The 10938-nt window shown below is 67.9% G+C and carries 8 protein-coding genes and 3 pseudogenes; 5 read left to right on the plus strand and 6 right to left on the minus strand.

All coding sequences use genetic code 11. The features are described 5' to 3' along the window. Nucleotides 1–113: 113 nt before the first annotated feature. Together PT931_RS25385 and PT931_RS25390 are read right to left on the minus strand one after the other, a co-directional pair. Nucleotides 114–2610, minus strand: a pseudogene (locus PT931_RS25385) (type IV secretion system DNA-binding domain-containing protein). Between the two features lie 529 nt (nt 2611–3139). Beyond that, entirely contained in the window at nt 3140–4018 is an 879-nt protein-coding gene (locus PT931_RS25390) for a hypothetical protein (protein WP_456248179.1), read from the minus strand. A 640-nt stretch (nt 4019–4658) separates the two neighbouring features. Here PT931_RS25390 and PT931_RS25395 point away from each other — a divergent pair. From PT931_RS25395 to PT931_RS25415, 5 genes and pseudogenes are all read left to right on the plus strand, one after another. Next, nucleotides 4659–5168 carry a hypothetical protein gene (locus PT931_RS25395; RefSeq protein ID WP_456248180.1) on the plus strand — a complete coding sequence of 170 codons (510 nt, stop codon included), beginning with the start codon at nt 4659–4661 and terminating at the stop codon, nt 5166–5168. Nucleotides 5169–5446: 278 nt separating this feature from the next. Next, nucleotides 5447–5707, plus strand: a complete 261-nt coding sequence (locus tag PT931_RS25400) for a helix-turn-helix domain-containing protein (RefSeq protein ID WP_456248181.1) — start codon at nt 5447–5449, stop codon at nt 5705–5707. Nucleotides 5708–5791: 84 nt separating this feature from the next. Further along, a complete protein-coding gene (locus PT931_RS25405) occupies nt 5792–7312 on the plus strand; it encodes a tyrosine-type recombinase/integrase (protein ID WP_456248182.1) in 1521 nt (506 codons plus the stop codon). A 290-nt stretch (nt 7313–7602) separates the two neighbouring features. Next, a pseudogene (locus PT931_RS25410) lies at nt 7603–7836 on the plus strand (transposase); the annotation flags it as partial. A gap of 5 nt (nt 7837–7841) precedes the next feature. Beyond that, nucleotides 7842–8459 carry an IS5 family transposase gene (locus tag PT931_RS25415; protein WP_456248215.1) on the plus strand — a complete coding sequence of 206 codons (618 nt, stop codon included), beginning with the start codon at nt 7842–7844 and terminating at the stop codon, nt 8457–8459. Here the strand turns inward: PT931_RS25415 and PT931_RS25420 are convergent. The 4 genes and pseudogenes from PT931_RS25420 to PT931_RS25435 all read right to left on the minus strand — a co-directional run. Continuing rightward, nucleotides 8456–9046, minus strand: coding sequence for a hypothetical protein (locus PT931_RS25420; protein WP_456248183.1), 591 nt, complete (start codon nt 9044–9046; stop codon nt 8456–8458). The genes PT931_RS25415 and PT931_RS25420 overlap by 4 nt on opposite strands. 148 nt (nt 9047–9194) lie before the next feature. Beyond that, entirely contained in the window at nt 9195–9713 is a 519-nt protein-coding gene (locus PT931_RS25425; protein ID WP_456248184.1) for a hypothetical protein, read from the minus strand. A gap of 257 nt (nt 9714–9970) precedes the next feature. Then, nucleotides 9971–10444 (minus strand): hypothetical protein, encoded by a 474-nt coding sequence (locus PT931_RS25430; RefSeq protein ID WP_456248185.1) that lies wholly within the window; start codon nt 10442–10444, stop codon nt 9971–9973. Between the two features lie 271 nt (nt 10445–10715). Then, nucleotides 10716–10938, minus strand: a pseudogene (locus PT931_RS25435) (hypothetical protein); the annotation flags it as partial.

The following is a 10938-nucleotide window of genomic DNA, read 5'->3' on the forward strand; positions in this document are numbered from 1 at the left end:
TGAGGTGGCTCGGTCAGGGCCGTGTGCTGCACGAACACGTCCCACCCACCAGTTGGCGGGTGGGACGTGTTCGTGTCGTGACGTGGATCAGGACGTGGGGCTCGACGTGGAGGTCAACGTGCGGGTTCCCACGGCCGGCCGTGGCTGGGTTCGCCCGGTCCGTTGTGACGCTGTCGGCGTTCGTGTTCTGCGGTGTTGGCGGCGGCGAGGTGCTCGGCGCGCAGTTCCCAGGTGCCCTTGTTCTGCTGTGGCACCCGGTCACTGGCGGCGCGCCGGATCGCCTCACCGTGGCCTTGGATCGGTTTGGGCGGGCTGGTTTTGACGGTGAACGCTGGTTCCTGGCGGCCGTCGACGACGAGGCGGGCGATGGCGGTGTAGGCGTCGAGGTGGGCGAGGTCGTGCATGTCGAGTTCGGGTTCGACGTGCACGCCGAGGGTTTTGGCGTCCTCGGGGGCGACGGTGAAGTAGATCTTGTTGCGGGCGTTCGCGCTGACCGCCGAGAGCAGGTCCTTGGGGAACTGAGCGAGGTCTTGGTGTGCGAGGACCATGCTGCCGGTACTTGCGGGCCTCGGCGAGCATCTCCCCGATCCCCGTGGCGAGGGTGAGGAAGTTGTGCGCCTCGTCCAGGTACACCGAGCAGTCTTTACGTTGTTCGGGCTTGATGGCTGCGCGGGCGGTGGCGGCCTGCCACACCTGGGCGAGGATGAGTGAGCCGAGGAGGCGGGAGGTGTCTTCGCCGAGGGTTCCTTTGGGGATGCGGACGATGAGGATCCCGCCGTTGAGGATGTCGGCCATGTTGAACGAGGACTTCGCGTAGCTCATGGTCTTGCGCACGAAGTCACGCAGCAGGAACGCCCGCAGCCGGGCGAGGACGGGTCCGATGACCTGGGAGCGCAGCGCGATGGGCATGCTGTCGTACCAGTCCCAGAACCCGCCGAGGCCGCTGGAGTCGTGCAGGTCGGCGGTGATCTCCGCACGCAGTTGGGAGTTGTTGAGCAGCGGCGGGATCAACTGCAGCGACACGTCAGGCTTGCGCAGCAGGGTCAGACACGCGACGCGCATGACGTCGTCCATGCGTGGCCCCCACCCTTTGGCGAAGATCGACCCGCAGATCGACACGAGGTTGTCGACGATCAGGTCCTTGTCGGCGCCGTCGCGCAGTTCGAGGGGGTTGAGGGTCGGCGGGTGCAGGACGCCTGCGGGGTGGTCGCGGTCGGTGCGGTTTTGCAGCGGGTCGAACAGCACCACCCGGTCGGCGGCGTCCAGGGGGAGGCGGTCGAGGATGTCGAGCGCGAGGTCGCCGTGCGGATCGATCACGACGGTGCCGCGTCCGGCGTTGATGTCGTCGAGGATCATGTTCGCCAAAAGGGTCGTCTTCCCTGAGCCGGTGGTGCCGACCATGTGCACGTGATACCGCGCGTCCGCCGGCGTCAGGCCGACGGCGCGGCCGTCGACCTCGGTCGTGCCGAGCATCTTGAGCGCCCGACCCCCGCCCGTCACGGCGGTCGGCGCCGGGGCCGACTTCGCCCTCGCCCGCGTGAGCCCGGCGACGGCCACGTCCTGGGGCAGACCGGCGAGGGCTGCGAGTTCCGGGGTGCTGGTCAGGAACCCCGCGCCCAGCCTTCGGGCGGCCAGCGTCGCGGCCGGGGCGTGCATACGGGTGCGGCGGGTCAGGCCGTTGCGGGCGGAGTAGATCGCGAACGCCGCTGCGATCCCGTCCCCCAACCCCCGCAACCTGCCCCGAGCCTTGGCCTTGGGCAGGCGGGGGTCGGCGGCGATGGCGTAGCGCACGGCCGTCTCCCACAGCGGGATCGCCGACACCTTCTCCGCGATCCCCTTCACATCACGCTGGGCGAACAGATCCGGCTGCGGCCGCGGCGCCGCCGTCGCGGGCGTCTTGTTCGACACGAACAGGTCCAGGATCCACACGAGGGGTTTGGCCGGGTTGAACTGGGCTGTCGCCGACTTGCCCGCGCGCAGCCGCTCGGCGGCACGGCGTGCGCGGCGCACTCGAGAAGGTCTGGCGGGGCGGGCGAGGATCTGCACGGCGGCGTACCCACTGTCATGCACCTGGGAACCGGCGGCCAGCACCGGGCGCAGGGGGTCCAGGTCATGCCCGGTCGCGAAGGGCAGCCACTCCGAGGCGTGCGGCAGCAGATGACGACCCGCAGCGGCCCGCCCGGCGGGGATCGGACCTTCCGGGTTGTTGTCGATCGTGCACGACGCGCTCGGCCACGCCGAGCGCACGAACGTCTCCACCGCGCCGGGCGGGATCGTGCCCGGTACCCAGAGGGAGATGGTCAGCTGCCGGCCGGCCCAGGCGTACTGCCACACCACGTGCGGCGCGCCGAACACCACACGCCGCCACCACGACGGTGCCAGGGCGCCGCCGAGGTTGGACCACAGCGCGCGTGCGCCTTTCGCGTTGACGTCGGGCGGTGGGGCGATGGTGATCAGCCGGGCGTTCGCGGCGTGGTACCGGTGCCGGCGGGTGGCGATCAGATTGCGTGCGGCGACAACACCGAACACGACGACGAGGGCGACGGCGGCCAGCCACGGCCGGTCGATCACCCAACCGACGGCATGTTCGAGCCGCTCGTACAGACGCATCACCGGCTCGACGTGCACCGCCGGCGTCGAAGGGACAGGGGTGGGTGGCGCAGGGGTGGGTGGGGCGAGGAGGGGTGAGGACATGACGAATTCCGTTTCCGTTGACAGGTGGGGTTCGTGCCCCGCGAGATGTCCGGGACGTGACCGGTGCCGATGAGGCGGGGGGGGTGGTCCCGCCGGGGTCTGGGCGCGTTGCCCTGACACTTACCAATCGGCGTTTGGAAGAGCTGGCGAACGCGTCGACCCACGCCAGGTCTCTTCCACGCCTCTTTCACCGATGGAAGAGCACTGTGAGAGCAGGCCCGCGTCGTCCGCAATGTCCGCCGCCGTCCTCTGCCAGACGACATCCCGACCTGGCAGAGCAGCGCGTCAAACCTCCCAGCGACATCCGGACCTGGGCGAAGCGCCCACTTCGCGGTCTCCTTGTTCCGGATACGTGGCCGGCGAAGCCACGCATCCTGAACCCGAGCACCCCCGGTAGGCGGTGATGCTCCACAGCGGCTGGCCCGCCGAGGACTCGAGTGTGCGGTCAGGCTGCCGTCGCCCGGCGCGGGCCGATGGTTAAGGTCCGTGCCGGGACGGTGACACCGGTGGTGGTGCGGGCGAGGTCGCGGGCGGCGTCGTGGAAGGCGTGGCCGGTGAGCCGACCGTCGGCGAGCGCGGCGGCGATGCGTCGGTCCGCGCGGTTCAAGCGCATGCGCAGCACGTCGACGTTGAGGCCGCGGGTCTCGGCGATCAGGTAGCAGCTTTTGTCGCCGAGGCGCACGTCGATCCAGGACTCGGCGTCGTCCGGGCTGATGAGTCCGAGGTCGCGGGCGCGGTGCACGAGCAGATCGACATGACGCCACGGAACCACCGGCGCCCGCGACCCGGGCACGGTGTCCATGTCCGCCAGCGGCACCTCGACCTCATCCGCGCGACGCAGCGCACGCCCGGCCCGCCACCCGGCCCAGCACAACCTCGCGTACACCGCAGGCCGGGTCAGGTCCAGGTCCGCGCCGTGCAGGGCGGTGAGGTAGCCGGCGAGGATTTCCGCGTCGATGTCGACAGCCTCGCCCTGGTAGCCGGCGGTGAGCCTGCCAGCGCAGCGCACCATCGCCGGCATCGCCAGCCCGACGGCGGCGATAACCCAGCCGGGTTCACCTTTCCGCGCCCTCGTCACGGTCTCCCGCCAGATCACGTCACGGGCCAGATGGGCGTGAGGGCGCTCGAGCATCCAGTCACGCAACCCCCGCAACGACCACACACCCACGGGCAGGGTGTCGGCCGGAATGTCCCGGCGTGCGGCGAGGGCGTCGCAGTCCAAGACAAGCGGAGGGTCAGGTTCACGCGTGAGCAGGTTCCACGCGTGGTCGACGGCGGCTAGGGCGGATGACCGGGTCGTCAGGCTCGGTGCGGTGGTGGTCATGGCGGGGCTCCTCGCGGGGTGGGCTCCGGCCCCGATCGGGCGCCGGACGGAGCCACCAGTGACGCACCAACGTCTGCCACGCCTCTAACACCGCAGGTCAGAGCCTGTTTTGCCCGCCATCGTTCGCGGGCTCCGTACGCTACGGACTATCCACACCTGTCGACCATCCCACCGCATTTCGATGCTCTGACCTGGGCTTTTGCCGCCAGTGACACGCAGGGCCTCGATTCCCTCCGCCCACCCCTTGGTACCCATTGCTGACCAAGAACGAGGCGCAGGGTGGCTCTCACGGCCTCTTCCAGGCTCTGCCACCAATTCATGAAAGCCTTATAAGCATTGAAATCGGATCCTCTTCCATTGTGTTCACCTGTTTGGAAGAGGTCGCCAGGCCCTCGCGTGGAAGAGGCTGAAAGAGGGCGGTGCTGTTCGGCGGCCTCTTCCACGCCGGGGCGCCGTTTGGAAGAGGCGGCGTGGAAGAGCGTGGAAGAGACGAGTCGGCCGGGGCCTGTTCGTCAGCTCTTCCAAATGCCGATTGGTAGGTGTCAGCGCATCACGGCGTGCCCAGGCTCGATGGCCGGCGGGACGGTCGCCCCCGAGTCACGGGGCCGCTGGTCGGATCAGTCGCCTGCTAGCCTGCCCCGTGCGTTTTCACTGGCAGCGGAGTGCGGCGATCTTCGGGCAACTGCTTCGCGACCATGGCGTAGATCCCGAGGCGGTCACCAACGTCGCAGCGGCATGGGACGCGTACTGCGAATTCCTTCAAGCCGACGTGGAAGGCATCGACCCGGCCCCGGGTTCAGACGGAGATGGCTTCATCGTTCAGTGGGGGCGGTGGAGCTGGAACGACGGACGCCCTTCACTGTCCTTCACCAGGCAACTCGCCATCGCGACCGGCGACCAGGCCTATCCGGACTCGCAGGCGATCCTGTGGCAGGTCGAACTGCGGCTCAGCTTCGACAACGAACCGAACCTGGCCGATCTCGACGCGTTGAACACCTCGGACACCGGATGGTGCTTCAGCCCCGTGGGACACGTCCGGACCGCCGAGCTCGCCGCGATGCGCACCGACATGCAACGCCATCGGCAACTGCGAGCCATCTGGAGCACCACCCCGGTCAGCAGCCACCTGTCGTTCGAATGCATTTGTTGAGTCGACAAGACGGCAGCTCACGTTAGCTGAACCAGGGGCGAGGTACTCGGCAGGCGATCAGCCCAGGCGCCCTGCAGGCCAACGCCCGACGACATCGCCGCAGTCCAGCGGGCCGCCATGCGCGTCCTGAGCATCCCCGCCGAACCGCCCGGACGCAGACACGCCGAGCCGGCACGCCGACTGATCCGACCCGCACGGCACACCCACATCTGAATCCGCACCTTCGCCCTCAGGGGGCTCCCGCAAGGGAGCCTCCTTTTCTGTTTCAGGAGCACCCCATGCGCCCCGTCACACACACCTGGACCGTCGAGGCGATCGAAGCGCTGGGTGCTTTCACCTCGCTGCTCATCGCCGCCGAGATCTTCGCCCTTTCAGAAAACCACGCCTACGAACTGGCCAACGCCGGCAACTTCCCGGTACCGGTCATCCGCGTCGGCCGCCAATGGCGCGTACCCACCGCGCCCATCCTCGCCGCCGCCAGACACCAACCCTGCCGCGATCCGCACAACGACGGGCAGGAACCGCCGCCGGTGACTTGATCACGTCACGGAGTCGAGCGTCCATCGACACGAAATCAGATACCCGGCCAGCGATGGCCACCCCGCACAGAATGAGACCCCGTTATGGCTTCTGAAGGTTCGATCTTCAAGTGGTGCACCTGCAAGACCCCGACCGGTAAACGGCTCGGCGCCAAATGCCCCGACCTGCGGCGCACCGACGGGAACTGGCACCCCCACCACGGCAGCTGGGCCTACCAGTTCGAACTGCCCAAGACACTCGCCAATACCCGCCGGCAGCTGCGTCGGGAGCCGGCCGGCGAACGCAACAGCAAGGACGCGGCGATCGCCGAACGCGACCAGGCCCGCGAGCTGCTCCGGCTCGCCGGCGATGACAAGGCGGTGCGCGACGAGATCGCCACCCTGCTCAAGGCCCTCAAGCCCGGCGTGCCGCTCCCCGACCGCGACGCCCTCGCACGCCGGCTGCGCGCCGGGGTGCCCGCCGCGATCAGCGTCACCGTCGCCGAGTACCTGACCAACTGGATCGGCCAGCGCCACGTCGATGAGAAGACGAAGGTCAACTACCTCGGCCACATCAACAACTACTTCATCCCCCACCTCGGGGCCGTCGCCCTGGACAAGCTCAGCCGCGCGCACATCCAGGCCATGTTCGCCGCGATCATCACCCGCAACGCCGACCTCCTCACCGCCCGCGAGGACCCCGACCCGCTCGTGCGCGCCAGTGTCCGGGGGAAGAAGTCGGTGGGGGCGGCGTCCATGCAGCGCATCCGCGCCACGTTGCGGACCGCATTGAACGACGCGATCCGCAAGGACCGGCTGATCGAGTTCAACGCAGCCGCCCACGCCGAACTCCCCCCAGCCGACAAACCCGTCCCGCGGATCTGGACCGCGAAAAGGGTGGAGAAATGGAAGGCCACCGGACAGGTCCCCAGCTCCGTGATGGTCTGGACCCCGGCACAGGCCGGAGAGTTCCTCGACTACGTCGAGGTCCGCGACCCGGAGCTGTACCCGGTGTTCGCGTTCATCCTGCGACGCGGACCACGCCGAGGCGAAGCGATCGGCATCGCCACCGAACAGCTCGACCTGACCGACCGCAGCGCCGTCATCACCCACCAGATCAGTCTGCACGCCGGCAGCGAGCTGGTGTACAAGCCGGTCAAGACCCGCAACGGCGACCGCACCTTCGGCCTGGACACCGAGACCGTGGCCGACCTCAACGCCTACCGCATCCGCCGCAACGCCCAGAAACTCGCCGCCGGACCGGCCTGGCCGGCCACGATCCGCATGCGCACACCCACCGCTGACTGCGGCGTCCAGCACGTCGACGTCGACCTGTTCTTCCGCCGCCCCGACGGCCGGGCCTGGAACCCCGACCTGGTGTCAGAACGCTGGGACCGCCACGTCCGCGGCTCCGGCCTCCCACCCGTCGGCATCCACGACGGCCGCCACGCCGCCGCCACGTTCACCAAAGCCGCCGGAGGCGACCTCAAAGAAATCCAGGAACTCCTCGGACACGCCAACCTCTCCACCACCGGCGACATCTACACCTCACTACTCCGCGAAGTCGAACTAGAAACAGCGGAAAGGACCGCCAAACTGATACCCCGGACCCGTCGGGCCGCCTGACATCGCGGACGGTTGGAGCGGCCCTCTCGGCCGGGGCTAGCCGAACTCCCATTGACGGGGCTCCACCGTATTGCCCTGCTCATGCATCTCATCGGACACCGCCGAACATGACCGGGCGGGTCGGTATCCGACCCGCCCGATCGAGATCAAGCCGAACTCATCGTTGCCGGAGATCCGAAGACTCGCCCCGCACGACAGCCCGTCTCGGCTAGGTTCTGTCTCGCGGATCTTGGGTTTGGTTCGTTAGACCTGTTGTGGCTCGTGGGGATTTGAGTAACGCGGAGTGGGCTGTGCTGGAGCCGTTGCTGCCAGCACAGCCCACTCGTGGCGGTCGGTGGCGTGATCACCGGCAGGTCATCAACGCGATCTGTTGGGTGAAGCGGACGGGTTCTCCGTGGCGTGATCTGCCGGAGCGCTACGGGCCGTGGAAGACTCCGTATCAACGTTTCCGCAGGTGGGCGGCCGATGGGACGTGGGCGATGCTGAGGTCGCGGGTGATCGCGCTGGCCGAGGCCGACGGTGATGTCGACTGGAACGCCCAGGTCGATGCCACGATCGTGCGGGTGCACCAGCATGCCGCCGGGGCTCGAAAAGGGGGCTCGACGCGGTCGAATCGCAGGCACGGCAAGGCATCGGCCGGTCCCGCGGCGGCCTGACCACCAAGGTTCACACCCTCGCCGACGGACGCGGCCGATCCCTTGCCACCCTCATCACCCCAGGCCAGGCGGCAGACACCCGCCAGCTGATACCACTGCTGGACCAGGTCGCCGTCGCCCGTCCCGGCGGCATCAGCCGCCCTCGAAAGCGGCCCGACTCCCTCACCGGCGACAAGGCCTACTCATCACGAGCCAACCGGGCCTCTCTGCGAGACAAACGCATCACCACGGTCATCCCAGAACCCAACGATCAGATCGCCAACCGGAAGCGCCGAGGCCGAGCGGGAGGCAGGCCTCCGAACTTCGACCCCGACGCCTACAAGCTCCGTAACCAGGTAGAACGAGGCTTCAACCGCCGCAAACACTGGCGCGGACTAGCAACCCGCTACGACAAACTCGCCACCCACTATCAAGCCACCCTCGACCTGATCGAAGCGCTCGACTGGCTACGTGCCGTACCCGACGGCCTTGATCCACGAGACAGAACCTAGCCCGTTCGGAGCAGTTCCTCCATGGCGTTGCCGTAGTTCATGGCCTCCATCCCCGAGCACTCTTCCAGAGCGAAGGCCAGCTCCCGCGTCAGTTCCCGAGCGGTGACGGGCAACGTCGCACAGAGCACGGCCTGTCCGTGCAGTTCGTACGCCAGCCATGTGGAGTGCCCGGCGGGCGGGCGCACCCCGAGCAAGTCGTATTCGACCGCCACAGCGACGCCCGCCCTGAACGCCCGCTGGAACCGGTCCTGAACGCTCACCGCATTCCCCACGAGCGCAGAGACGGCGTCCAGGGCGGGAAGGACCGCCGACGCACCCCGCACGCCGCACTCCTCCACCACCCGGCGCGCCCCGGGTAGCCTCCGCACCACCTCACGTTCCAGGGCGTCGGAGCCGGGCCGCCCATTCACCCGGCGCCACGAGAGATAGACGCCCTCTTTAATATCGAAGGCATCGGTGTTCGCCAGTCCCGCCAGGTGTCCGAAAAACAGCGGCACGATCGAGGTCACACGTTCCGCTGCCGCGACGGCCAGGCACAGGCCCACCGCGTCGACCAGTTCCGCCCGGGAACCACTGGAATCAGTCATAGCCACTTTCACTACTCCGCTCTTCGGGGTGTGATGATCCGCCCCCAGTGGCCCGGATCAGAGGTCGGCAGAACGTCGGATAGAACGCTGCCCAGTCGTGCCGCGCGATCTCCTGCCGTACCAGAGCTGTCGCCCCCGCTCCGGAGCCTTACTTCTCAACATCTGGCTCGCGTAGGTCGGGAGCCAACCGGTGACCGGCTATGGCACGTAGCCGTTCCAGGCGCCGTCGGTCCTCCTCGACGAGGTCCAGCACCTCGAAGGCGTAGCTGGCGGTGTCCACGTCGCGTCCCGAGAGCACCTCCGCGTAGAGGAGCCACAACCCGCACCGAGTCGCCGTCGCGCACTCTGCCTCCAGATCCCGGTCGGGACTCACGCCCCAGGTCGGCCCCTCGGCCGCCAGGAATCCGTGAAGGAGTCGGCAGATCTCGTAGCGCGCGACCGGAGAAACGCCCTCCGCGAGCGCAGCCAGCAGTACCGACACCGCCGGAGCAGCCGGCTCGGCCAGATAGCCGTCGGGCTTCACGTGCGCCCTGACGTCGACCGCCTCCATCTCCTCCACCGACCGGGCCCGGACGAACCGCGCGAGCAGATCCGGAAGATGCGCCGCCGGCTCGCCGCATCCGCAACGCATGCTCCCCCAGTCCCGCAACGCGATCTCGATGCCCATAAGTTCTGCCGTAGCCACTAGCTGTCCCCCCGAATTCCGCCTGTCTCGCCCTTCACACCCGGCACGAAGTTAGACCGGTCAAGATAGTCGACCTGGCATTTGCGGCACACAGCCTTCGGCACGGCCGTCAGAACTCCACCGATACGCCTGACCTGGAACGCCTGGGTGAAGATCACCTTTGTGGCGTCCCCTCGCACGCTCCTACGAACCGCTCAGGCGACCTGAGCACCTGTTGAATAGCCAGGTCGGCGGGCATTCTAGGTGTCGTACTCGCCGTCCCAGGGCTCATGGAACCCGAGCCGTTGAGGATAGAGTTCGGCCCAGGGGCCGCCGTGGCCCTCTTCCGGATCGTCGTCGGATTCGTCGATGAGACCGAAGAGAACACCGTCGAAGTCGACCCGGAATGGCCGGATGGCGATGTCGCAGAAGGTGACCGGCCCGATGTCCGAGAGCCAGCCTGACACCACCTGCTCGGCGCTTTCCACGACCGCATCGCCGCCGGCCCTGACTCCCGCGAACCATAGGTCCGAGCCCATGTGATGCCCGGCTTCGTCGAAGCGATGGAGAACCGCATACATCCGCTGGTGGTGAGCCCAATCAGACCCCAGAGCGACACCTTCCTGGTACGCGCCAGTGACGTCAGCGAAGAACTGTCCACCCGCATACCGACCGACGAGATTGGTGCGATAGTCGGGCTCATACTTGATCGGGATGACTTCCGGGAGTCGCACAGCGCGGAGCCTAACCCTTCCCTAGAACCAGTAGGGCACCTAGGTCAGGGCGTTGACGTACTTGCGGCCAGCCTGCTGCCACACCCCTGTCACCTGCACTCGAGCACCTGGCCGCCTGCCGTCGGCACCACTATCCGTCGGACGCCGACGACACCGAGTGGCATCGGATCGCCTCGTACCTGCCCGCCGGCGGCACCGGAGAACAAGGCGGCCGTCCGGTGACCGCACCTGAACCCGCAGCAACGGTAGGCCCGACCGCCGAGGCGCGCGGTCAGCCTTGAACCGGCGAGATGCGGGCGACCTTCCGGCCCACTTTGAGGTACACCTGAGGTTCGCCCTCGGTCGCGAATAGCGCCGCGACCACGTCTCGCAGTGGCTGGTAGACCGACTCCTCGGTGAGTGAAATGACGTGCTGTTCTCCGTCGACTTCCTGAACCAGGCGCAGCCCGTTGCCGACGGCGGTCCGGCGTACCGCTTTGATGCTCTCGGCGAAC

It is taken from the genome of Longispora urticae (assembly GCF_053902585.1).

Excerpts from the sequence above, each read along its gene's own strand:
- PT931_RS25405 (WP_456248182.1), top strand. The coding sequence starts at position 5,792 with ATGGCTTCTGAAGGTTCGATCTTCAAGTGGTGCACCTGCAAGACCCCG.
- PT931_RS25390 (WP_456248179.1), bottom strand. The coding sequence starts at position 4,018 with ATGACCACCACCGCACCGAGCCTGACGACCCGGTCATCCGCCCTAGCC.
- PT931_RS25420 (WP_456248183.1), bottom strand. The coding sequence starts at position 9,046 with ATGACTGATTCCAGTGGTTCCCGGGCGGAACTGGTCGACGCGGTGGGC.
- PT931_RS25400 (WP_456248181.1), top strand. The coding sequence starts at position 5,447 with ATGCGCCCCGTCACACACACCTGGACCGTCGAGGCGATCGAAGCGCTG.
- PT931_RS25425 (WP_456248184.1), bottom strand. The coding sequence starts at position 9,713 with ATGGGCATCGAGATCGCGTTGCGGGACTGGGGGAGCATGCGTTGCGGA.